This window comes from Leifsonia sp. 1010, from assembly GCF_031455295.1.
Classification (GTDB): domain Bacteria; phylum Actinomycetota; class Actinomycetes; order Actinomycetales; family Microbacteriaceae; genus Leifsonia.
Map to the genome: position 1 here is coordinate 1,846,536 of NZ_JAVDSL010000001.1, position 22,873 is coordinate 1,869,408.

20 protein-coding genes are annotated in these 22,873 nt (G+C 70.6%); 11 read left to right on the forward strand and 9 right to left on the reverse strand.

Annotated elements, in window-relative coordinates; translation table 11 throughout:
• Nucleotides 1–7: 7 nt before the first annotated feature.
• Nucleotides 8–1,195, forward strand: coding sequence for an MFS transporter (locus tag J2Y42_RS08950; RefSeq protein ID WP_309857075.1), 1,188 nt, complete (start codon nucleotides 8–10; stop codon nucleotides 1,193–1,195).
• A gap of 73 nt (nucleotides 1,196–1,268) precedes the next feature.
• Here J2Y42_RS08950 and J2Y42_RS08955 read toward each other — a convergent pair whose 3' ends face one another.
• Both J2Y42_RS08955 and J2Y42_RS08960 read right to left on the reverse strand, forming a co-directional pair.
• The gene (locus tag J2Y42_RS08955; RefSeq protein ID WP_309857077.1) at nucleotides 1,269–2,990 is read right to left on the reverse strand and encodes a phospho-sugar mutase; all 1,722 of its coding nucleotides are present in this window, start codon (nucleotides 2,988–2,990) and stop codon (nucleotides 1,269–1,271) included.
• On the reverse strand, nucleotides 2,987–3,820 hold the full coding sequence (locus J2Y42_RS08960) for a purine-nucleoside phosphorylase (protein WP_309857079.1): 834 nt from the start codon (nucleotides 3,818–3,820) through the stop codon (nucleotides 2,987–2,989). Before J2Y42_RS08960 ends, J2Y42_RS08955 begins: the two co-directional genes overlap by 4 nt.
• Nucleotides 3,821–3,904: 84 nt before the next feature.
• On the opposite strand from J2Y42_RS08960, the gene J2Y42_RS08965 reads away from it, so the two are divergent.
• The 3 genes from J2Y42_RS08965 to J2Y42_RS08975 all read left to right on the forward strand — a co-directional run bounded on the left by J2Y42_RS08965 (nucleotide 3,905) and on the right by J2Y42_RS08975 (nucleotide 8,381).
• Nucleotides 3,905–5,338: an NAD(P)H-quinone dehydrogenase gene (locus tag J2Y42_RS08965; protein ID WP_309857082.1), complete on the forward strand. Its 1,434-nt coding sequence runs from the start codon at nucleotides 3,905–3,907 to the stop codon at nucleotides 5,336–5,338.
• A 15-nt stretch (nucleotides 5,339–5,353) separates the two neighbouring features.
• The gene (locus J2Y42_RS08970; RefSeq protein WP_309857084.1) at nucleotides 5,354–7,309 is read left to right on the forward strand and encodes a sodium:proton antiporter; all 1,956 of its coding nucleotides are present in this window, start codon (nucleotides 5,354–5,356) and stop codon (nucleotides 7,307–7,309) included.
• 223 nt (nucleotides 7,310–7,532) lie between these two features.
• Entirely contained in the window at nucleotides 7,533–8,381 is an 849-nt protein-coding gene (locus tag J2Y42_RS08975; protein ID WP_309857086.1) for a hypothetical protein, read from the forward strand.
• A gap of 169 nt (nucleotides 8,382–8,550) precedes the next feature.
• Here J2Y42_RS08975 and J2Y42_RS08980 read toward each other — a convergent pair whose 3' ends face one another.
• Together J2Y42_RS08980 and J2Y42_RS08985 are read right to left on the reverse strand one after the other, a co-directional pair.
• Nucleotides 8,551–10,314 (reverse strand): biotin carboxylase N-terminal domain-containing protein, encoded by a 1,764-nt coding sequence (locus tag J2Y42_RS08980; RefSeq protein WP_309857089.1) that lies wholly within the window; start codon nucleotides 10,312–10,314, stop codon nucleotides 8,551–8,553.
• A gap of 94 nt (nucleotides 10,315–10,408) precedes the next feature.
• Complete coding sequence (locus tag J2Y42_RS08985) at nucleotides 10,409–11,047, reverse strand: Maf family protein (protein ID WP_309858092.1); 639 nt, start codon at nucleotides 11,045–11,047, stop codon at nucleotides 10,409–10,411.
• 24 nt (nucleotides 11,048–11,071) lie between these two features.
• Between J2Y42_RS08985 and J2Y42_RS08990 the strand changes: the two genes are divergently transcribed.
• The 4 genes from J2Y42_RS08990 (at nucleotide 11,072) to J2Y42_RS09005 (ending at nucleotide 15,497) form a co-directional block, all read left to right on the forward strand.
• Nucleotides 11,072–12,364, forward strand: a complete 1,293-nt coding sequence (locus tag J2Y42_RS08990) for a class I SAM-dependent RNA methyltransferase (protein WP_309857092.1) — start codon at nucleotides 11,072–11,074, stop codon at nucleotides 12,362–12,364.
• A 142-nt stretch (nucleotides 12,365–12,506) separates the two neighbouring features.
• Entirely contained in the window at nucleotides 12,507–13,166 is a 660-nt protein-coding gene (locus tag J2Y42_RS08995; protein ID WP_309857094.1) for a response regulator transcription factor, read from the forward strand.
• Complete coding sequence (locus tag J2Y42_RS09000) at nucleotides 13,153–14,478, forward strand: ATP-binding protein (RefSeq protein WP_309857097.1); 1,326 nt, start codon at nucleotides 13,153–13,155, stop codon at nucleotides 14,476–14,478. The genes J2Y42_RS08995 and J2Y42_RS09000 overlap by 14 nt, the downstream gene beginning before the upstream one ends.
• Nucleotides 14,475–15,497 carry a hypothetical protein gene (locus J2Y42_RS09005; RefSeq protein ID WP_309857100.1) on the forward strand — a complete coding sequence of 341 codons (1,023 nt, stop codon included), beginning with the start codon at nucleotides 14,475–14,477 and terminating at the stop codon, nucleotides 15,495–15,497. Before J2Y42_RS09000 ends, J2Y42_RS09005 begins: the two co-directional genes overlap by 4 nt.
• 333 nt (nucleotides 15,498–15,830) lie before the next feature.
• Here J2Y42_RS09005 and J2Y42_RS09010 read toward each other — a convergent pair whose 3' ends face one another.
• Together J2Y42_RS09010 and J2Y42_RS09015 are read right to left on the reverse strand one after the other, a co-directional pair.
• Complete coding sequence (locus J2Y42_RS09010) at nucleotides 15,831–16,079, reverse strand: acyl-CoA carboxylase epsilon subunit (RefSeq protein WP_309857102.1); 249 nt, start codon at nucleotides 16,077–16,079, stop codon at nucleotides 15,831–15,833.
• Nucleotides 16,076–17,698 (reverse strand): acyl-CoA carboxylase subunit beta, encoded by a 1,623-nt coding sequence (locus J2Y42_RS09015; RefSeq protein WP_309857105.1) that lies wholly within the window; start codon nucleotides 17,696–17,698, stop codon nucleotides 16,076–16,078. The genes J2Y42_RS09010 and J2Y42_RS09015 overlap by 4 nt, the downstream gene beginning before the upstream one ends.
• Before the next feature lie 76 nt (nucleotides 17,699–17,774).
• Between J2Y42_RS09015 and J2Y42_RS09020 the strand changes: the two genes are divergently transcribed.
• The gene (locus tag J2Y42_RS09020) at nucleotides 17,775–18,554 is read left to right on the forward strand and encodes a biotin--[acetyl-CoA-carboxylase] ligase (RefSeq protein ID WP_309857107.1); all 780 of its coding nucleotides are present in this window, start codon (nucleotides 17,775–17,777) and stop codon (nucleotides 18,552–18,554) included.
• Nucleotides 18,555–18,560: 6 nt separating this feature from the next.
• Nucleotides 18,561–19,109: a PH domain-containing protein gene (locus tag J2Y42_RS09025; protein ID WP_309857110.1), complete on the forward strand. Its 549-nt coding sequence runs from the start codon at nucleotides 18,561–18,563 to the stop codon at nucleotides 19,107–19,109.
• On the opposite strand, the gene J2Y42_RS09030 is transcribed toward J2Y42_RS09025, so the two are convergent.
• Nucleotides 19,071–19,649 (reverse strand): GtrA family protein, encoded by a 579-nt coding sequence (locus J2Y42_RS09030; RefSeq protein WP_309857113.1) that lies wholly within the window; start codon nucleotides 19,647–19,649, stop codon nucleotides 19,071–19,073. The two genes, J2Y42_RS09025 and J2Y42_RS09030, sit on opposite strands and share 39 nt — an antisense overlap.
• A 120-nt stretch (nucleotides 19,650–19,769) precedes the next feature.
• Between J2Y42_RS09030 and J2Y42_RS09035 the strand changes: the two genes are divergently transcribed.
• The gene (locus J2Y42_RS09035; protein ID WP_309857116.1) at nucleotides 19,770–20,912 is read left to right on the forward strand and encodes a 5-(carboxyamino)imidazole ribonucleotide synthase; all 1,143 of its coding nucleotides are present in this window, start codon (nucleotides 19,770–19,772) and stop codon (nucleotides 20,910–20,912) included.
• Nucleotides 20,913–20,954: 42 nt separating this feature from the next.
• Here J2Y42_RS09035 and J2Y42_RS09040 read toward each other — a convergent pair whose 3' ends face one another.
• Nucleotides 20,955–22,313 (reverse strand): LCP family protein, encoded by a 1,359-nt coding sequence (locus J2Y42_RS09040; protein ID WP_309857119.1) that lies wholly within the window; start codon nucleotides 22,311–22,313, stop codon nucleotides 20,955–20,957.
• Between the two features lie 10 nt (nucleotides 22,314–22,323).
• Nucleotides 22,324–22,827 (reverse strand): 5-(carboxyamino)imidazole ribonucleotide mutase, encoded by a 504-nt coding sequence (purE, locus tag J2Y42_RS09045; protein WP_309857124.1) that lies wholly within the window; start codon nucleotides 22,825–22,827, stop codon nucleotides 22,324–22,326.
• Between the last annotated feature and the right edge of the window lie 46 nt (nucleotides 22,828–22,873).

The following is a 22,873-nucleotide window of genomic DNA, read 5'->3' on the forward strand; positions in this document are numbered from 1 at the left end:
TAACGGTATGACGTTCATCGAACAATCGTACCGCAGGACGCTCCCCGCTCTGCTGGTGCTCGCCCTCGCCCTGTTCGTCGTCGGCACGAACGCGTTCGTGATCGCGGGCCTCCTGCCGCGCGTCGGCGCGAGCATTGGCGCGACGGCGACCCAGGTCAGCTGGTCGATCACCACCTACTCGCTGGTCGTGGCGGTCGCCGCACCGGCCGTCTCCATCCTCCTTCCGCGCGTGCCGCGCGCGACTCTCATGGCCGCCGGACTCGCGGTCTTCGCGATCGGGACGGCCGCCTCGGCGCTCGCCCCCGACCTCCCGGTGTTCATCGCCGGACGCACCTTCTCCGGCCTCGGGGGTGCCGCCCTGGTACCGACGGCCACCGCCGCTGCCGCCTCGCTCGCCCGGCCGGGCAAGCGTGGACAGGCCCTCGCGATCGTGGGAGCCGGTTTCACGCTGGCCACGGCGGTCGGGTCGCCGCTCGGCACCGCCCTCGGCGGCGTCGCGGGCTGGCGCTTCGCGCTCTGGTGCATCGTCGGGATCGCCGTGGTGCTCGTCGTGGCCATCCCGCTCGTCGTTCGCGGCGTGCCCGTCCCCGCCGCCGTCAGCCTGCGCCGCCGGCTCGCGCCCCTGGCCGACCTCCGTATCGTCGCGCCGCTCGGGACCACGCTGCTCATGGTCGCCGGCTTCAACGTCGTCTACATCTTCTCGGCGGCCGTGACCCGCGCCTCCACCGGCGGCTCGGGGGCGCTTCTCGCCATCCTGCTTCTCGCTTACGGGGTCGCCGGGGTGGCAGGCAATTCGTTCGCCGGTCCGCTCACCGACCGCTTCGGCAGCAGGATCGTCGCGATCGTCGCCCTCGCCGGTCAAGCCGTGATGCTGGTGGTCCTCGCGTTCGCGGAAGCCTCCTTCGTGGCCTCCGTGATCGTGTTCGCCCTCTGGGGCGTCGCGGCGTTCGCCATCGCCATCCCGGTGCAGCACCGCCTCGTCCACGTCGACCCGGAGAGCTCGGCTCTCGCGCTGTCGTGGTACTCGACGGCGATGTACGTGGGGATCGCGATCGCCCCACCGATCGGAGCGTTCGCCTTGGCCGCGGGAGGGGCCGTGGCCGTCCCCTTGGCCGGTGCCCTGGTCACTCTGGGAGCGCTCGGCGTCTTCGTCGTCGGCTACCTGGCTCGGGCTCCGCGCGCTGTGACCGTCTGAGGCGGCCCGAACGAGTCTGGCGCGGCCCTGTCGATACAGGACCGCGCCAGAGCGTCGTCGGCGGACGCCGGGATCAGGCGACGAGCGAGCGCATCGCCTCGGCCAGTGCGGCGACCCGGGCGGTCGCGGTCCGCCGGCGCTCCTCGACCGTGCCCTCGTCGCTCGAGGCGTCGATGTAGATCTTGAGCTTGGGCTCAGTTCCGCTGGGGCGGACCATGACACGGGAGCCGTCCTCCAGCAGGATGCGCAGCACGTCGCTCGGAGGCAGACCGCCGAAGCCGTCGCGCAGGTCGTCGATCTGCGTCACGCGCACCTCACCCAGGTGGCTGGGCGGTGTGGAGCGCAGCGCCGCCATGATCTCGCCGATCCGCGAGAGATCCGTCACCCGGAGCGAGATCTGGTCGCTCGCGAAGAAACCGAACCGCTCGGCGAAGGCCTCCAGGCGTCCGGCGATCGTGACGCCGTCCGCGGCGAGCCCGTTCGCCAGATCGAGCAGGGCGACGGCGGCCGAGATGCCGTCCTTGTCGCGGACGGTATCCGGGTTCACCAGATACCCCAGCGCCTCCTCGTAGCCGTAGACGAGGCCGGGAGCGCGGGAGACCCACTTGAAGCCGGTGAGGGTGTCCGCGAAGTCGAGCCGGTACGCGTGTGCGACCGCGGCCAGGGCGGGCGACGAGACGACCGAGCAGGCCAGCGTCCCGAAGGCGCCGCGCTCATCCGCTCGCTCGACAGCGATCTCGGCGGCGCGCCAGCCGAGCAGCGCGCCGACCTCATTGCCGGAGAGCCGCCGGTACCCGTCGGGAGTAGAGGGGTCGGGAACGGCGACGGCGAGCCGGTCGGCGTCCGGGTCGTTGGCGATCACCAGGTCGGCCCCGGCCTCGCGGGCGGTCTGGAACGACAGGTCCATCGCCCCGGGCTCCTCGGGGTTCGGGAACGCGACGGTCGGGAAGGCGGGATCCGGATCGATCTGCGCCGACACTGGGGTGGGGGAGGCGAACCCGGCCCGCGCGAACACCTCGCGCGCGGTGCGCCAGCCGACGCCGTGCATCGCGGTGTAGACGAACGACACCGCATCGCGCGGGGTCTCGGTGACCGCCACCGCGACGGTCGCGTCGATGTAGGCCTGCTCGACGTCGTCGGGGGCGATCTCGTAGCGGTCGGAGCGCGGCAGGTCGGCCACGCTGCCCCGGGCGACATCGAGAATGTGGGCGGCGATCTCGGCGTCGACCGGCGAGACGATCTGCGAGCCGTTGTCCTCGCCGCCGAGATAGACCTTGTAGCCGTTGTCGTTCGGCGGGTTGTGGCTGGCGGTCACCATGACGCCGGCGCTCACATCCAGATGCCGGACCGCGAACGCGAGCACCGGTGTCGGCAGGAGGCGGGGGAGCAGCACGGCACGGATGCCCGCACCGGCCATCAGCTCGGCGGTGTCGCGGGCGAAGACATCCGAGTTCTTGCGTCCGTCGTAGCCGATCACGACCGACGGCGTTCCGCCCTCGGCGTGCTCCAGCAGCCAGCGTGCGAAGCCCGCGGCCGCCTGGGCCACGAGCACGCGGTTCATGCGGTTGGGGCCGGCGGCGATGGCGCCGCGCAGACCGGCCGTTCCGAACGCGAGCCGCTCGTCGAACCGCGAGTGCAGGTCGGCGATCGCCTCGGCCGAGCCGGCCTCGGCGGCGACGATGAGCGCATCCAGCTCGTCGCGGGTCTCCGGGTCGGGGTCCTGGGCCATCCAGGCACGGGCCTCGGCGAGGAGCTCCGGGGTGTCCTTCTTGGTGGACGTCGCGTTGTCGGTCACAGGGCCTCCACGATCTGGGCGAGAAGGGCGCTGATCACCGGCTCCGCGGCACGACCGGCGTCGATGACCTCCTGGTGGCTGAGCGGTGTCTTCTGGATGCCGGCCGCCAGGTTGGTGATGAGCGACATGCCCAGGATCTCCATGCCCGCCTGCCGGGCGGCGATCGCCTCGAGTGCTGTCGACATCCCGACGATGTGACCGCCGATGGTCTTGGCCATCTGGACCTCGGCCGGCGTCTCGTAGTGCGGACCGCGGAACTGCGTGTACACGCCCTCGTCGAGGGTGGGATCGATGTTCCGGGCGAGAGCGCGAAGACGCGGAGAGTAGAGGTCGGTGAGGTCGATGAAGGTCGCGCCCTCGAGCGGGGAGTCCGCCGTGAGGTTGATGTGGTCGGAGATGAGGACGGGCGTGCCCGGCTTCCAGTGCTCCTTGATGCCGCCCGCTCCGTTGGTGAGCACCATCGTGGTCGCTCCGGCGGCCGCTGCGGTGCGGACGCTGTGGACGACCCGGCGCACGCCGTGCCCTTCGTAGTAGTGGGTGCGCGCGCCGATGACCAGCGCGTGCTTGCCGTTCGGCAGGCGGATGGAGCGCAGCGTTCCGACGTGGCCCTCGAGTGCCGGCTTGCTGAAGCCGACGATCTCGGTGGCGGGGACGGTGGCGACGGTCTCGCCGATCAGATCGGCGGCACGGCCCCAGCCGCTGCCCAGCGTGAGCGCGATGTCGTGGCGCTCGACGCCCGTCTTCTCGGCGAGCTGGCCCGCGGCCTCCCGCGCGACCTCGAACGGGTCGGCAGAGGGGTCGTCGAGCGGGTTCGTGATGGATTCCAGCATGGACCAACTCTACTGAGCGGCCGGCTTTCCACAGGCTCGTCGCCGAATGCGCATCGGTGCACCCCATACGGAAGAATGGAGCGCATGGCGTACGAATTCGAGCGGAAACAGCGCATCGCGGTCCTCGGCGGCGGTCCCGGCGGTTACGAGGCGGCACTCGCGGGCGCACAACTCGGCGCCGACGTGACCCTGGTCGAGCGTTCGGGGGTCGGCGGGTCCGCCGTCATCACCGACGTGGTTCCCTCGAAGAGCCTCATCGCCACCGCCGAGGCGACCAATTCGCTCGCCGAGGCGGCCGACCTCGGCGTCCAGTTCTTCTCCCGCGGTGAGACGGGCAAGCCGGTGCGCCCCGAGATCGCCGTCAACCTCGCCGCGGTCAACAAGCGGTTGATGGGCCTCGCCCGCCAGCAGTCGGAGGACATGCGCGCCGAGCTCGTGCGCGCGGGCGTCCGCATCGTGACCGGAGAGGGCCGGCTCGACGGCTCGAGCGCGATCATCGTCTCCACCTCCAAGGATTCCGGCACCGACTTCGACCGGGTGGAGGCCGACACGATCGTCGTCGCCGTCGGCGCCCGTCCCCGGGTGCTGCCCTCCGCGGTGCCGGACGGGGAGCGCATCCTCACCTGGACCCAGCTGTACGACCTGCAGACGGTGCCCTCGCATCTCATCGTCGTGGGCTCTGGTGTCACCGGCGCCGAGTTCGCGTCGGCGTACACGGCGCTCGGGTCCAAGGTGACGCTTATCTCTTCGCGCGATCAGGTGCTCCCGGGCGAGGACGCGGATGCGGCGCACGTCATCGAGAACGTCTTCAAGCGCAACGGCATGCAGGTCCTCTCGAAGTCGCGTGCCGAGTCCGTCGTCCGCACCGAGGACGGCGTCGTCGCCACACTCACCGACGGGCGCACGATCGAGGGGTCGCACTGCCTCATGGCCGTGGGCTCCGTTCCCAACACCTCGGGCATCGGGCTCGAGGAGGCCGGAGTGCAGGTGACCAACTCGGGGAACATCCGGGTCAACCGGGTCGCGCGCACCTCCATCCCGAACATCTACGCCGCCGGCGACTGCTCCGACTCCCTCCCGCTCGCCTCGGTCGCGTCGATGCAGGGCCGCACTGCCGTGTTCCACGCGATGGGCGACGCGGTCAATCCGATCGAGCTGCGCAACGTCAGCTCCAACATCTTCACCCAGCCCGAGATCGCGACGGTCGGCTGGAGCCAGAAGCAGATCGAGGAGGGCATCGCGCAGGGCGACATCTACAAGCTGCCCCTCAAGTCCAACCCGCGCGCCAAGATGCTCGGCATCCGCGACGGTTTCGTGAAGCTCTTCGCCCGCACCGGATCCGGCACCGTGATCGGCGGCGTCATCGTCGCCCCGCGGGCGTCGGAGCTGATCTTCCCCCTCGCTCTCGCCGTGGAGCAGCGTCTGACGGTGGATCAGGTGGCGCGTGCGTTCACGGTGTACCCGTCCCTCTCCGGCTCTATCACCGACGCAGCGCGCGCGATGCACATCGTGCTCTGACGGGAGGGCCGGGGGATGGAGGTCGGGCTCGTCATCGGAGTGCTCGCGGTGCTCACCATCGCGGCGGCGACGACCTTCGGGCCGCGGTTCGGCGTCGCTTCGCCGTTGATCCTGGTGGTCATCGGCATCCTCGTGAGCCTGCTGCCGTTCGTCCCGGCGATCGAGCTCGAGCCCGAGTGGATCCTCGCCGGGGTGCTCCCACCACTGCTGTACTCGGCGTCCGTGTCCATGCCGGCCATGAACTTCCGGCGCGAGTTCGGGGCGATCGGCGGGCTCTCCGTCCTGCTGGTGATCGTGAGTTCCGTCCTGCTCGGGCTGTTCTTCGCGTGGGTCATCCCGGGGCTGGGGCTCGGCTGGGGTATCGCCCTCGGTGCCATCGTCAGCCCCACCGACGCCGTCGCCACCGGGATCGTCAAACGGGCGGGCGTCTCGCCGCGCGTCGTCGCCATCCTCGAGGGCGAGAGCCTGCTGAACGACGCGACCGCGCTGGTGCTGCTGCGCGCCGCGGTGGCCGCGGCCGGTGCGTCGTTCACCCTCGGCGCGGTGACGCTGTCCTTCGTGTACTCGGTGCTCGTCGCCGTCGTCTTCGGCGGGGTCGTCGGCTGGCTGAACCTGATCGTCCGCGCCCGGGTGAAGGACGCGACGGTCAACACGGTCATCTCGTTCACCGTGCCGTTCCTCGCCTCGATCCCGGCCGAGGCGCTCGGGGCGTCGGGCCTCGTGGCCGCCGTCGTCGCCGGGCTCGTGACCGGCAGCCGCGCGCCGCGCGTGCTCTCGCCGGAGCACCGGTTGTCGGACGCGCAGAACTGGCGCACGGTCGAGCTCATCCTCGAGGGGCTCATCTTCCTGACGATGGGCTTGGAGCTGTTCGGCATCGTGCAGGACGTGCAGGACGACCACTCCGGCGTGGGCCCTGCCATCGGTGTCGCCGCGGGCGCGCTCGTGCTCACCATCCTGGTGCGCGCGGCGTTCGTCGCGCCGCTGCTCGCTCTGCTCGCCCGTCGCAGTAAGCGGGGGCAACGGATCCGGCCACGCCTGGAGCAATTGCAGGAGCACCTGACCGATCCGGAAGCGGTGCGGCGCGGCATCGCCGAGCGCCTTGCCAAGCCGGGGGAGCAGCGGGCGCTCGCCGCCGGCCCGTCGGCGTTCGACGGGGATGCGGGCGACGTCGGAGACGAGTCCGGCGCGGGATCGGGTGCCGACGTGCCGGCGGATGCTGCGCCCGACGCTGCCGCCGTTGCGTCGTCTGCGGTCCCGGCGACCGTGGTCCCCGATCCGGCGTTTCCGGACCCGGCCTTCCCGGACCCGGCCTTCCCGGACCGCGCCTTCGGCGACTCCGAGGGCCGTCGCCCGATCTCGCCCAAGCAGGCCGAACGGCGTCGTCGCCGGCTCGCGCGTCGCGGCATCCCGACGGTCGAGAACCTGACGCGCTTCGGCACACGCCTCCGACGGCTTCTCGCCGACATCGAGTACTTCACGGGTGCGCCGCTCGGCTGGCGCGAGGGCACCATCGTGGTGTGGGCGGGGATGCGCGGCGCGGTAACCGTCGCGGCCGCACAGTCGCTGCCCGGCGAGACCCCGGGGCGATCGGTCCTCGTGCTCATCGCCTTCCTCGTGGCTGCCGGCTCCCTGCTGCTCCAGGGCGGCACTCTCGGCCTCGTGCTCAAGGCCGTGAAGCCCGCGGCGGCTGACCCGGAGGCCGAGCGGCTGGAACGGCGCAAGCTGATGGAGCTCCTCTACGAGGCGGCGAAGACCGTCCCGGTGCCGAAGACCACCGAGCGCACGCCGGAGGCGTTCGCCGAGCACAAGAAGGCGCGCCTCGCCCAGCTGCGTGCCCAGCGCGACGCCCTCCTCGACGCGCGCGACGACGGCGCCTTCAGCGCCGACGTCCTCGCCGGCGCTCTGAGCAACCTCGACGCCGACGAGATCAGCATCGACCTGAAGGGCGACCCCACGGAGGCCACCGGCTGACGCGTGCCGCTGGCCGGCCCGCGAAACGGAGGTGTTTCCGCCGGTTTCCCCTTCCGATCTCCTCCGGTCGTGGCGTTCCGGCGGCGTGTCGGCTCCGATCTCCTCCCTTCCGTCCTCCGGGACGCGAGGTGTCCACAGTCGACACCCGAGGGGATCTCTCCACAGATCGCCCCCGTCCGTCCTGACGGCAGGCGCCCTTCCGCAGGATGGGGATATGGATTGGATGACGGAACTCACTCGCCTCGGCGGCGCAGCGTCGCTCGGCCAACTGAAGGAGGCCGGGGCACGAGGGCACATCCTGTCCGCCGCCGTCCGCGAGGGTCGCCTGGTGCGGCCGCGGAACGGCCGCTATGCCCTTCCCGGAATCGGTGAGGCCGCGCTCACGGCGCTGCGGACCGGTGGCCGCCTGGCGTGCGTCACCGCCGCGCGCACATACGGTCTGTGGGGCGGAAGGGACGAGCGGACGCATCTGCTGATCCCTCCGCATGCGGGGCGCTCAGCGGCCGTCGATGATCGGACAGTCCGTCATTGGCGTCCCGCGGAACGGCACCACGAAGTGTGGCGGGTCTCACTGGCCGATTGTCTCCGCAGCGTCGTGCGGTGCGCAGACGAAGAGACCGCCGTCGCCGTGCTCGATACGGCGATTTCGAGTGGCCAGATGACCCGGCATCGGCTGCGACGGATCTTCGCGGATGAACCGCTGCAATCCAGGAACATCGCCAAACGCGCACGGCCAGGGTCCGACTCGGGTGTCGAATCCGTGCTGCGTCAGCGTCTCACCGCCCGCGGACATATCGTCGAGCAGCAACTGGCCGTCGACGGAGTAGGTCGGGTGGACGCCCGCGTGGATGGCGTGCTCTATCTGGAGATCGACGGCTTCGAGTTCCACGCCGATCGCGAAGCGTTCGAGCGCGATCGCCGCCGCGATGTGGTCATGACGCTGAGGGGTCTGCCGAGATTGCGGCTGACGGCGCGTCAGGTGCTTCGGAGCCCGGAGGCGACGGTGGCGACCGTCGAGGAGTTGCTCGGGTCGCTGGAAAGGGAGGAGTTCCGTCGTGCGGCGGCGGGATGACGCGCGAAAGGGAGGAGCTTCCGGCCGGGTGTCGGCGGTGCTCCTCCCTTTCGGAAGGTGGTTGGCGGCGGGCCGGGCGCGCGTGATGGCGCGGCTCGGGAGACGGACGCCGGTGTCAGACGACGCGGTGGTGTTCGACGATGCGGTGGTGTTCGACGATGCGGTGGTGTCAGACGATGTTGAGCAGCAGGTGGCCCGACGAGACCGTCTCGCCGACGCTCGCGTTGATGCCGGAGACGGTGCCGTCCTTGTGGGCGGTCAGCGGCTGCTCCATCTTCATGGCCTCGAGCACGAGCACCAGGTCGCCCTTGACGACCAGGTCGCCGTCGGCGACGGCGACCTTCACCACGGTCGCCTGCATGGGAGCGGTGACGGAGTCGCCGGTGGCCGTGTCGACCGCGTGCGCGGCGCCGCGGCGGCGCGGAGCGGGCGCTCCGGACGGCTCGCCGGCACCACCACTGAGGAGCCGAGCAGGGAGGGAGACCTCGATGCGCTTGCCCTCGACCTCGACGACGACGTTGCTGCGACGCTCAGCGGCGGGCTGGTCGCCGAGCTCGCCCGACCACGGCTCGATCTCGTTGACCCACTCGGTCTCGATCCAGCGGGTGTAGACGGAGAACGGCTCGCCGTCCTGAGGTGCGAAGGCCGGGTCGCGCACGATGGCGCGGTGGAAGGGGAGGACGGTCGGGAGGCCCGCCACCTCGAACTCGTCCAGCGCGCGACGGGAGCGCTCGAGGGCCTCCTCGCGGCTGGCACCGGTCACGATGAGCTTGGCCAGCATGGAGTCGAACGAGCCACTGATCACGTCGCCCGCCTGGATGCCGCTGTCGACGCGGACGCCGGGGCCGCTGGGGGCCTTGAACACGTGGACGGGCCCAGGGGAGGGGATGAAGCCGCGGCCGGCGTCCTCACCGTTGATGCGGAACTCGAACGAGTGGCCGCGGGGGGCCGGGTCGTCGTAGTCGAGCTCGCCGCCCTCGGCGAGTCGGAACTGCTCGCGGACGAGATCGATGCCGGTGACCTCTTCGGAGACGCAGTGCTCGACCTGAAGGCGGGTGTTCACCTCGAGGAAGGAGACGGTGCCGTCCTTGCCGATGAGGAACTCGCACGTCCCGGCGCCCTGGTAGCCGACCTCTTTGAGGATGGCCTTGGACGACGAGTAGAGCTTCTCGGTCTGCTCGGGGGTCAGGAACGGCGCGGGCGCCTCCTCGACGAGCTTCTGGTGGCGGCGCTGCAGCGAGCAGTCGCGGGTGGAGACGACGACGACGTTGCCGTAGGCGTCCGCGAGGCACTGGGTCTCGACGTGACGCGGCTGGTCGAGGTACTTCTCGACGAAGCACTCGCCCCGGCCGAAGGCGGCGATCGCCTCACGCGTGGCCGACTCGAACAGCTCCGCTACTTCCTCACGGGCGCGGGCGACCTTCAGGCCGCGGCCGCCGCCGCCGAACGCCGCCTTGATGGCGACGGGGAGGCCGTAGACGTCGACGAAGTCGAGCACCTCAGCGGCGTCCTTGACCGGATTGAGGGTTCCGGGGGCCAGCGGCGCGCCCACCTTCTCGGCGACGTGACGCGCCGAGACCTTGTCGCCCAGGCGCTCGATGGCGTCAGGGGAGGGGCCGATCCAGGTCAGCCCGGCATCGATGACGGCGCGGGCGAAGTCTGCGTTCTCGGCAAGGAAGCCGTAACCCGGGTGCACGGCGTCCGCGCCGGAGCGGCGCGCGACCGACAGGAGCTTGTCGATGACGAGGTACGTCTCGGCGCTCGTGGTCCCGTCCAGCGCGTACGCCTCGTCAGCGAGGCGGACGTGGAGGGCGTCCCGGTCCTGGTCCGCGTATACGGCGACGGAGGCGATCCCGCTGTCCTTCGCCGCACGGATGACGCGGACGGCGATCTCGCCGCGGTTGGCGATCAAAACCTTGGTGATACGTGGCACAGTTCCCTAGCCTATTGCTCGAAATCGGAGTCGATTTGGGCGATCCCCACAAAAATGGGCGACCGAAGACTCCGGCAGCCTACAACGCCTTGCGTCAGTGGCCGCGGTTCCAGAGCGAAGTCCACGACACGCCCAGCTCGCGAACGAGCTCCCGCAGCGTCGAGAGGGAGAGCCCCACCACGGTGCTCGGATCGCCGTCCACCCGCGTGATGAAGGGACCACCGAGGCTGTCGATCGTGAACGATCCCGCAACCTCGAGCGGCTCGCCGCTCGCCACGTAGGCGTCGATCTCGTCGTCGGTGACGTCCGCGAACGTGACGGAGGCGACGGCGGTCGCGCCGGCCGCGGCGTTCTCCCGCCCGTCGCGGTGGTCGATGAGCCAGTGGCCGGAATGGAGCGTCCCCGTGCGTCCGCGTTGCTGCATCCACCGCTCGCGGGCGACCTCGGGCAGGTGGGGCTTGCCGTGGATGGCGCCGTCGATCGCGAAGGCCGAGTCGCCGCCCAGGATCAGGCCGTCGATCGGCTCACCGTCCAGGGTGCCGCGCACCGCCTCCGCCTTCAGCCGAGCGAGGAACTGGACCATCGCGTCGGCGCTCAGCGGGCCGTGCTCGGCCTCCGCTGCGGCGACGGCCGCCGGTTCGTCGACGTGCGAAGGGACGACCACCGGCTCGACGCCGGCGGCGCGCAGCAACGCGAGGCGGGCGGGCGAGGTGGAGGCGAGGTAGAGGCGCATGGTCACCTGTGGGATGCTCGAAGGATGCCCCAGAAGGACGAGGTCGAACTCGACATTACCAACGTGGCCCACGGCGGGGTGTTCGTCGCACGCCATGAAGGCCGGGTCGTCTTCGTGCCCGACACGATGCCGGACGAGCGGGTGCGCGTCCGCATCGCGGACACCAGCCACGAGCGGTTCTGGCGCGGAGAGGTCGTGGAGGTCGTCGAGCCCGCACCGGAACGGCAACCGCACGTGTGGGGAGCCGCTGCCATCGAGCGCCGTCCCGCCGATCGTGCGGGCGGCGCCGAGTTCGGGCACATCCGCCTCGAGCACCAGCGTGAGCTGAAGCGCCGCGTGATCGAAGACGCGCTGCAACGCACCGCCAAGCTGTCCGCCGACGCCATCGCCACGGCAGGGGTGGACGGAGAACGGGTCCGGGTGGAGGCGGTGGACGGCGAGACGGTCGACGGCACCGGATGGCGCACCCGCGTCCGCCTGCAGGTCGACGGCACCGGCCGCCTCGGTCCGTACGCTCAGCGCTCCCACACCGTCATCCCCGTCACCGACCTGCCCCTCGCGACCGACGCCGTCCAAGAGGCCACCCCGTTCGGGCAGCTGTTCCCCGGAGCCGAGTCGGTCGATGTCGTCGCCACCGGGCTCGGCGCCTCGCATGTGCTCGTCAACGACAAGCCCGTACGCTCCGGCCGCCGGAACGTCCGCCCGCGGCGCCGCCCCGTCCCCATCCGCGAGCGCGTCGGAGACCGCGAGTTCCGCCTGGACGCACGCGGCTTCTGGCAGGTGCACCGCGGCGCGGCGCAGACCCTGACGAGCGCGGTGCAGTCCGCTGTCGACGAGGCGCTCTTCGACCCCCGCGCGGCGAACCTCGACCTGTACGGCGGCGTCGGCCTCCTCGCGGCCGCTCTGGGCGACCGCTTCGGCTCGACGCTCCGCATCACCTCCGTCGAGAGCGACGAGGCCGCAACCGACGACGCGGCCGAGAACCTCGCCGACTGGGTCGGCGCCTCGGCGATCACCGACCGTGTCGAGCGTTACGTCACCCGGCTCGCGGGCGAGGCATCGGCGGCCGAGCGCGCCCGGCTCCGTGCCGCGACGGTCGTGCTCGACCCGCCCCGCTCCGGGGCCGGTCGCGAGGTCGTCGACGCGATCGCCTCCCTCTCGCCCGCCCAGGTGGTCTACGTCGCCTGCGATCCCGTCGCGCTGGCCCGCGACCTCGCCTTCTTCGCGGGGCGCGGCTACGACCTGCGCGGGATGCGCGCCTTCGACCTCTTCCCGAACACCCACCACGTCGAAGCCGTCGCCACCCTCACCCGCTGACGCGCTGACCCGCTGACCCGGCGACCCGCTGACCGACTGGCGCGCGGGCGCGCCGTCGCGCGTCGACGACCGAGCCCGCGCACCCGGACGCGCTGGCGCCCGGACGACCGTCCGCATGCATTCACCCCCTACGATGGTCAACATGGTGCGGGTGGCAATCGTCGATGATCACGAGTCCGTGCGTCTCGGGCTGAAGGCGGCCTGCCAGGACGCCGGGTACGACGTGATCGTCACCGCGCCCACGGTGGACGACTTCGTCGCCCAGCTCGGCTCGCAGGAATGCGACGTGGTCGTCCTCGACCTGTCCCTGGGCGACGGCTCGAAGGTGACCGACAACGTCAAGCGGGCCCAGGCGACCGGGGCCGCTGTGCTGGTGCACAGCATCGCCGACCGCGTCGCGAGCGTTCGCGAGGCGCTCGCCGCCGGAGCTGCAGGCGTCATCCCGAAGTCATCGCCCACCACCACCGTCATCAGCGCCATCGCCACCGTCGCCCGCGGCGACGTCCTGAACAACCTCGAGTGGGCGACGGCGATCGACGCCGACAGCGACTTCGCCAAAGCGCAGCTCGGGCGTCGCGAGCGCGACGTCCTCCACCTATACGCCTCCGGACTCCCCCTGAAGGCGGTCGCCGCCCAGCTGGGAATCGCGAACTCCACCGCCCGCGAATACCTCGACCGCATCCGCGTGAAATACGTGGAGGTCGGCCGGCCGGCGCCGACGAAGGTGGACCTCCTCCGACGCGCCGTGGAGGACGGCATCCTTCCCGGGCTCGACCCCGAGACGGGCAATGAGCGCTCCTAGCGGGGTTCGCCCCGGGGCGCCGCTCGAACCGGCCAAGCCCCGCAACCCCCTCAGCCGGGCGCGGATCGAGCGCATCTCCGACCGGACCGTGTCGGCCTTCGGGCTCGTCTTCGGCCTGCAGACCCTGCCGACGGCCCTCGGTCAGCTCAGCGCCCTCCGCGAACCGTGGGGTGCCGTCTGGATGATCGTCGTGTTCGGCGGCCTCGCCCTCACCGTGATCCTGGCGATCGTGCAGCGCGGGGTGAAGATCGCGATGGGCGTCCTGTCCATCCTGTACCTCGCCGCCATCGTCACGTGGCCGCTGCTCGTCCGCGACCCGAGCGCGTTCAGTTCGGACAAGCCGTGGCTGTGGTTCCTCTGCTCGGTGTTCACCGCGTTCGCCGCGGTCGCCTACCCGCTCTGGCTCGCGATCGTGTACACCTTCGTCGCCCCCATCGCCTACGGCGTCGTCCGGGCCCTGCCCGCCGGCGGCGGCGTCGGGTTCGAGCTGGCGGCGCTCGACACCATCTACGCCGTCATCCTGGGCGGTGTCATCCTCGCGATCATCGCCATGATGCGGCAGGCGTCCAGCGCCGTGGACGCGGCCCAGAGCCAGGCTCTCGCGCGCTACGCCACGGCTGTCCGCCAGCACGCCACCGAGGTGGAGCGCGTGCAGGTCGACGCCATCGTCCACGACAGCGTTCTGACGACCCTCCTCTCGGCCGCGTCCGCCCGGTCGCCGGAGCAGAAGGAGCTCGCCGCCGCGATGGCCGCCGATGCGATCGGGCACCTCCACGCGGCCGAGGCGTCGACTCCGGAGGACCAGTCCCTCGTCGGCCTCAGCCAGCTCGCTGAGCGGCTGGCGACCTCCGCCAACGCCTTCTCGTCGCCGTTCGCCGTCGAGGTGCGCGACGTCGAGGTGCACATGCTGCCCGTGAATGTCGCGGAGGCGGTCTACTCGGCTGCCGTCCAGGCGATGGTGAACAGCATGCAGCACGCCGGCGGCCCGGAGGTGCACCGCAGCCTGTCGATCCGCGGGGGCGGCCCCGCGGCCACCGTCGAGATCATCGTCGGCGACGACGGACGCGGGTTCACCGAGGCGGAGGTCCCGGCGGAGCGGCTCGGCCTGCGGATCAGCATCCGCGACCGTCTGGCCAAGGTGGGTGGCCGTGCGAACATCCGCTCGGAGCCGGGTGAGGGAACGACGGTCACGATCCTCTGGCCCTCAGCCGAGCCGCAGCCCGTCGGTGCGCAGGCGCCCGGAGCAGCGCGCTCCGACCAGCAGGGGTCCTTCGCCCCGCGTGAGCCCCGCGAGACGGAGGCGGCGGAGTGATCACCCTCAACCGCGTCCTCTTCCTGATTCTCGGCGCGCTCTTCTCCGCCTATCATCTGTTCCTCGCGCTGTCGTCGTTGTGGATGCCGCGCTCCGCCGGTCCGATCGTCGTCGCGATGGTGCTCTACGGCGTCGCGACGGTGATGAGCCTGTGGCCGACCAGCCCGACGAAGATGCCGCTCTGGCTCGCCGCGTTCGACCTCGCTGTGTGCGTCGTCATCCCGATCCTCGTGACGAGCCAGCTGGACGCGTCGAAGGACAACGGGTACGCCACGTGGTACGTCGCCGCGGTCGGAACGCTGATGACCATCTGCGCGGTCCGTCGGCAGCAGATCGTCGCGTGGGCCGGGGTCGCCTTCCTCGCCGTGCAGACGGTCGTCTGGGCCGGTCTCGGCGCACTCGCCGGGTTGGGCGTCATCGGGTCGGTCGTGTGGGTCGGTGTGGCCGTCGTGATCTCCGGCTCGCTCGCGAAGGCCGGCCGGGACGCCCTCCAGTTCGCTCGAGCAGAGCGCGAGGCGACCGAATGGCAGGCCGCGCAGGAGGCGCACGTCATGGAGCGCCAGCTGCGCCTCCGGCAGACGTATCGCGTCGCCGCCCCGATGCTCGCAGAGATCGTGCGTCGCGGGGGAGACCTCACCGAGGCGGAGCGCCGCGAGTGCCGCTACCTGGAGGGTGCGATCCGCGACGAGATCCGCGGACGCCGCCTGCTCAATGACGACGTCAGGCGCGAGGTGATGGACGCCCGTCGCCGCGGTGTCGTCGTTAGCCTGCTCGACGAGGGCGGTATCGACGACCTCGACCAGCGCGGCCTCGAGACCGTGCTGCGGCGACTGGCGGACGCCATTCGCGGGACGACCACGGACAAGCTGATCATCCGGACCGTCCCCCGGTCGTCGAAGACCGCGGTGACGGTGGTCGGCCTGCGGATGTCGGACGACGGCGCGGCGAACGCGCTCGGCGCGGAGTCGGAGGACGACGAGGTCGACCTCTGGCTGGAGATCCCCCGGCCGGTCGGCTGACCCTTCCGAGAACGGAACACGCCTCTTAACGAGGAGAAAGGGGCCGACACCCGAATTGTCGGCCCCTTTTCAAACCCCGAGTCAGGGCGACAACCCGAATATCGCCCTGACTCGCCCCCAAAGCACTCGCCCGCTTACCCTAGTCGGCGAGTGATTGGCGGTGTGACTCACGAGGAGAGACACCTAGCAATATCTATAGTGGCTTCGCTCTCAGAAAATACATAGTCGTCATTTTGGAGGACACCTGGGGGACATTTCACGACCCCCGTTCGTGGCACACGCCGAAGAATCCGCGTGTCCCTTACTTGGGGGACGCCCCGATCGGGGTACATCTCAGCCCGAGAACGACCGCCAGGCACCCGCGCCGGGCCGGAGCTCGCCGCGGAGGCTGCGCTGCGTGCGTGCCCAGGCATCCGGGCCCCGCTCGGCCCTGGCCTTCCGACCGGCGGCCGCCTGCTCGGCGGCGGCAGCGGTCAGGACGGCGGTCACGGCGGCGATCTCCTCCGCGGTCACACCGCGGGTGACGAAGCGCAGCTGCGACGGATCGAGCGGCGCGCCGCCCTGGGCGTCGTTGCCGCTCACAGCGGGATGTTCCCGTGCTTCTTCGGGGGCAGCGTCGCCCGCTTGGTGCGCAGCGCGCGCAGCGCCTTGATGACCGACACGCGCGTCGCCGCCGGCTCGATCACGCCGTCGAGCTCTCCGCGTTCGGCGGCGAGGAACGGGCTCGCGACGTTGTAGGTGTACTCGTTGGCGAGCTTCGTGCGGACGGCCGCCACATCCTCGCCGGCCTCCTCCGCCCGTTTGATCTCACCGCGGTAGAGGATGTTCACCGCGCCCTGGCCGCCCATCACCGCGATCTCGGCGGTGGGCCACGCGAGGTTCATGTCGGCGCCGAGCTGCTTGGAGCCCATGACGATGTAGGCGCCGCCGTACGCCTTGCGGGTGATGATGGTCACCAGCGGCACGGTCGCCTCGGCGTACGCGTACAGCAGCTTCGCGCCGCGCCGGATCACGCCCGTCCACTCCTGGTCGGTGCCAGGCAGGTAGCCGGGCACATCCACCAGGGTGAGGATCGGGATGCTGAAGGCGTCGCAGAAGCGGACGAACCGGGAGGCCTTCTCGCCCGCGTCGATGTTCAGCGTTCCCGCCATCGCGCTCGGCTGGTTTGCGACGATGCCCACCGACCGGCCCTCGACACGGGCGAACCCGATGACGATGTTGGGCGCGAACAGCGGCTGGATCTCGAGGAACTCGCCGTCGTCGACAACGCCCTCGATGATCGTCTTCACGTCGTAGGGCTGGTTCGGGGAGTCGGGGATGATCGTGTTCAGCCGACGGTCGGCGTCGGTGATCTCGAGCTCCGGCTCGGACTGGAACGTCGGGAGCTCGGCCAGGTTGTTCTGCGGCAGGTAGCTGAGCAGGGTCCGCGCGTAGTCGAGCGCGTCCTCCTCGTCGGAGGCGAGGTAGTGGGCGACGCCGGAGACCTTGTTGTGGGTCAGCGCGCCGCCGAGCTCCTCGAAGCCGACGTCCTCGCCGGTGACCGTCTTGATGACGTCCGGGCCGGTGACGAACATGTGGCTCGACTTGTCGACCATGATGACGAAGTCGGTGAGGGCGGGGGAGTACACGGCGCCGCCGGCGGCCGGGCCCATGACGATGGAGATCTGCGGGATGACGCCGGAGGCCGCGGTGTTGCGCCGGAAGATCTCGCCGTACTTGCCGAGGGCGACGACGCCCTCCTGGATGCGGGCGCCGCCGGAGTCGAGGATGCCGATCATCGGAACGCCCGTCTTGAGCGCGTGATCCATGACCTTGATGATCTTCTCGCCGGCGACCTCGCCCAGGGAGCCGCCGAAGATGGTGAAGTCCTGGCTGAACACCGCGACGTTGCGGCCGTGAATGGTGCCGACGCCGGTGACGACCGCGTCGCCGTAGGGACGCTTGGCCTCCATGCCGAAGGCGTGGGTGCGGTGGCGGACGAACTCGTCGAACTCCACGAAGGAGCCCTGGTCGAGCAGGAGGTCGATGCGCTCGCGGGCGGTCAGCTTGCCCTTGGCGTGCTGCTTCTCGATCGCCGCCTGACCGCTCGCGGTGACGGCCTCGTGGAACCGTTCCTTCAGGTCGGCGAGCTTGCCGGCGGTGGTGGTCAGGTCGGGGAGCTGATCGGTCTGACGAGGTTCGGTGTCGGTCACGTCGTTCACTCTACCGGCCAGCCGAATGGCCGTGCCGTTGACGAAACCCTACAAATCCACCGCCCCGCGCTGGCAGACTGGTCCAGTGCGAGAGACTGACCCCGTCGACTTCCGACGCAGCCGAACCATCGTCCCCGTGCTCGAGGTGCTCCCCGAGGCCGGTTCCACCAACGATGTCCTGAGCGCCCGTGCCGGCGACCTCCCGGACCTCGCGGTGATCGTCACGGGCAATCAGACCGGTGGTCGCGGCCGGCTCGGCCGGGTCTGGGTGACGCCGCCGGGACGGGCCCTGGCGATCTCCGTGCTGCTCAAGCCGGTCGGCCTGCCGCCCGAGTCGTTCGGCTGGTTCCCGCTGCTCGGCGGGCTGGCGATGAGCCGCGCGCTCGGCCGGTTCGTCCCCGGCGGGGTGCAGGTGAAGTGGCCCAATGACGTCCTCATCGAGGGCGACAAGGTGTGCGGCATCCTCGCCGAGCTGCTGCCGGGGATGTCGGGACTGGTCATCGGCGCCGGCGTCAACCTCACGCAGACGCGTGACGAGCTCCCGACCGAGACGTCGACCTCCTTGGCTCTCGCGGGCGCGCACGATGTCGACGCGGATGCGGTGCTCTCGGCCTACCTCATCCAGCTGACGACGCTGTACCGCGAGTTCCTGGCCGCCGGGGGCGATCCGCTCCGCAGCGCGCTGCGCGACGAGGTCGCGGAGGCCTGCCACACGATCGGCCGGCCGGTCCGTGTGCAGCTGCCGTCCGGCAACGACCTTCTCGGCACCGCCGTCGGCATCGACGAGAGCGGTCGGCTGATCGTGGAGTCGGATGCGGGCCGCACCGCAGTGGCGGCGGGCGACGTGACGCACCTGCGGTATTAATGGAGCATGAGCAGCAGCCCGGACGGGATACCCGCCCAGCCGCCCGAGCGCGTGGTGGCCCGGCTGCGTTCGAACGCCCGCCGGCTGTTCTTCCCGAGCCTCGTGCTGATCGCGACCGCCGGCGCGGTCGGATACCTCGCGGGCCGGGTCGGTGAGGTCTGGGAGATCGTCCTGCTGTGGTCCGCGGCGGCCGCTGTCGTGCTTCTTCTCTTCCTCCTGCCGCTCGCTGCCTGGCTGAGCCGCCGCTACACGATCACCAATCGCCGTCTGATCATCCGGCACGGGTTCTTCGTACGCGTCCGTCAGGAGCTGCTGCACAGCCGCGGCTACGACGTGAGCGTGCGGCGGACCTGGCTGCAGAGCCTGTTCCGGTCCGGCGACGTGCTGATCAACTCGGGCCTCGACCATCCCGTCGTCCTGAAGGATGTGCCGAAGGCAGACCAGGTCCAGCGCGCGCTGTCCGAGCTCATGGACCACTCGCAGACCGTCGTGGCCGTGCGGCGTCAGCAGTCGCAGTCAGTCTCCGACGAGACCACGGTCTGGGGCGCTCGCTAGGGTCGAGCCGGTGATCGGCGCCTTCTCGCGGCCGAGTGACGGCACGTGCGGCCGCGCCGAAACCGGTGCGCGACGGCCGGCGCGTGCGACCGCGCGGTCGGGCGAGAACACCCACCAGCGGTAGAACGCGAACCGGAACACCGTGCCGAGCGCGAGACCGACCACGTTGTTGGAGATGTTGTCGGCAAGCAGGCTCTGGTAGCCGAGCAGGTAATGCGACACCCAGACGCAGAGGAGGGGGATCGCCATGCCCGCCAGGCTCACGATGAAGAACTCGATGCCCTCGCGCGTGGCGTTCTCGTTGCGGTTGCCGGAGAACGCCCAGTACCGGTTGCCGATCCAGTTGGTGCCGATGGCGACCAGCGTCGCGATCGCCGTCGAGAAGAGGGTCTTGTGCGGCACGTTCACGAGGACGAAGACCATCAGCACGTTGAACACGAGCAGATTGACCACGAAACCGACGGCTCCGACCGCGCCGAACTTGATCAGTTGCGGAAGGAGCCGCGCTCGGCGCGCCGGTGTGCTGGTCTCGGTCGTCATGCCCCTGCTCTGAGATGCGGGAAGATGGTCAATGCGTTCGTCACAGTACGCGGACCAGGTTTCGCGTTCCTGTGAGTTCCCCCCGGCCAGCATGAAAAGTATCAGAGGAGCGGATGGTCCATGGCTAGTCACATCGTCGGAGTAATCGGCGGAGGTCAGCTGGCACGGATGATGATTCCCCCGGCGATCGAGCTCGGGGTCGACATCCGTGTGCTGGAGGAGGCGGAGGGCATGAGCGCCGACATCGCCGCGTCGGGCGTCGGCGACTACCGTGATCTCGACACGGTGCTCGCGTTCGCCGAGACCGTGGATGTGGTCACCTTCGACCACGAGCACGTGCCGCAGGCGATCCTCCGGGAGCTGGTGTCCCGCGGCATCCCCGTGCATCCGGGACCCGACGCGCTGCTGTACGCGCAGGACAAGCTGCAGATGCGGGCCAAGCTCAGCGAGCTGGGGCTGCCGGTGCCGGACTGGGCCGCGGTGGAGTCCGCGGACGAGCTGGGCGCCTTCCTCGCCGACCACGGCGGCCGGGCGGTCGTGAAGACCGCGCGCGGCGGCTACGACGGCAAGGGCGTCCGCGTGGTGTCCGACGCGAGCGGGGCCGACGACTGGTTCCTGGCGCTCGCCGAGGACGGCCGTGGTGGCGCGCTCCTGGTCGAGGAGCTCGTGCCGTTCCAGCGGGAACTCGCACAGCTCGTCGCGCGCCGTCCGTCGGGGGAGATCGCGGCGTGGCCGGTCGTCGAGACCGTGCAGCGCGACGGCGTCTGCGCCGAAGTGCTCGCGCCGGCCCCGGGAGCGGCAGGCCGGGTCGCGGAGGCGGCCGCCGACATCGCGCGCAGCGTGGCGGCGGGACTCGGGGTCACCGGGGTCCTCGCCGTCGAGCTGTTCGAGACGACGGATGGGCGGGTGCTGATCAACGAGCTGGCGATGCGCCCGCACAACAGCGGCCACTGGTCGATCGAGGGCGCCGTGACGAGCCAGTTCGAGCAGCACCTGCGCGCCGTTCTCGACCTGCCGCTGGGGTCGACCGAGCCGCGCGCCGACTGGTCGGTCATGGTGAACATCCTCGGCGGCCCGTCGGAGGGCAGCCTCCAGGACCGTTACCCGGCCGCGCTCGCTGCGCATCCCGAGGCCAAGTTCCACGGCTACGGCAAGGAGCCGCGGCCCGGCCGCAAGGTCGGTCACGTGACGGTCGTGGGCGGGGAGGATGTCGAGGACGTCGTGTACCGCGCTCGCGCGGCGGCCGCCTTCTTCGAGGGCTGACCTGGGCTGGCCGAGTCGAGCCGAAGGGCGGCCGGCTGCCGGTCAGCTCCCCTTCGGCTTCGCCGTGGCGGGGTTGACCGCCTGGCGCACCAGCTCCTGGATCTGCGCGTAGTCCGGCTCGGTCGGGTTGACCGTCGGCGGCACCAGTTCCAGCTGCTGCACGGGCAGCTTGCGCGTCTTCATGCCCAGGTCGACGAAGTAGCCGAGCATCGACTGCGGGATGTCGGTCTTCATCACCTGCGCGCCGGCCGTCGCGATGCCCTGGAACTTCGACACCACGTTGACCGGGTTGACCTGTTTCAGGATGGCGTCCTGCAGCTGCCGCTGACGGGCCATGCGGTCGTAGTCGCTGGAACCATGGCGGGCGCGGGCGTACCACTGGGCGTGGTAGCCGTCGAGATGGCGCTTGCCCGGCTCGATCCACTCGGCGACGCCGTTGAGGTTCTCGTCGCCCCCGATCGGCACACGGTCGGTGACGGTGACGTCGACACCGCCGAGCGCGTCGATGAGGTCGGCGAAACCCTGCATGTCGATGAGGACGTAGTACTGGATCTTCAAGCCGGTCGCGCCTTCGAGGGCGTCGCGCATGGCCTCGATGCCCGGCTCGCTCTTGTTCTTCTTCGCGTTGGGGTACAGGTCCGGCTTGTACAGCTCCACCTCGGTATAGATGGAGTTCAGCTGGCAGACGTCCACGTCGCAGCGGTCGTTGTAGCCGTAGCCGTCCGGGTACTCCTCGTGCAGCGGCGACGAGGCCGGGAAGGGCACGGGGTCGAGGTCGCGTGGCAGGCCGACGGTGACGGCCTGACCCGTGTTCGCATCGATGCTGACGATGGACATGCTGTCCGGGCGCAGCCCGTCGCGGTCGGGGCCGGCGTCGCCGCCGAGCAGCATGATGTTGTACCGGCCGTCGACGGGAGGCTGTGACGGCCCGGCCGAGAAGATGTCGCCGAGCGCGCCCCGGGCGGACCCGGCGACGACCGACGCATAGCCGGCCGTGCATGAGAGCCCGACGAGGACGAGCACCGAGAACGCGGCGATCCAGCCGCGGGCGTTCGGCGCGGTTCGGATGAGGCGCACCAGGCGCAGGGTGTCGAGCGTGAGCACGACCCACAGCACCGTGTAGACGATCAGCAGGGTCTGGACGAGGGTCAGGCTCCCCGCCTGCGTGAAGAGCGTGTAGATCGACGACGGCGAGACCAGGTAGACGACCAGCGTCACGATGCCGAGCAGCCAGAGCAGGAGCGTGGCCAGCACGCCGACCCGGCCGAGGAGGCGGTTCCCGGCGACGACCTGGGCGGAGCCGGGCAGCAGGATGTTCATGGTGACCAGCCACCAGCCCCGCTTCGTCATCGTCTGGGACGAGGAGGCGTCGGGGTGGCGCAGCGGCGTGGCGATCGTCATCGGGCGGTTCTCACAGCTGGGCTTGCAGGGCCTGGTTCTTCTGCTCGACGCTCGCCTCGAGGTCGGCGGCGAAGCGCGCGAGAGCGTCGGCGAGGGCGTCGTCGGAGGTGGCCAGGATCTTGACGGCGAGGAGGCCCGCGTTGCGTGCGCCGCCGATGGAGACGGTCGCGACCGGCACTCCGGCGGGCATCTGGACGATGGAGAGCAGGGAGTCGAGTCCGTCGAGGCGGGCGAGCGGCACCGGGACGCCGACGACGGGGAGGGTCGTGACCGCGGCCAGCATGCCGGGAAGATGCGCTGCGCCGCCCGCTCCGGCGATGATCACCCGGACGCCGCGTCCGGCCGCCTCCTTGCCGAAGGCGATCATCTTCTCCGGGGTGCGGTGGGCCGAGACGACCTCGACCTCGTGCGCGACGCCGAACTCGGTGAGCAGGCGCGAAGCCTCCTGCATGACCGTCCAGTCGGAGTCCGATCCCATGACGACGGAGACCAGCGGTGACGTGGATGCAGGCATAGCGAACATGGTAGGTGCCGCCTGCCATGTGGCCGTGCCGCCACGC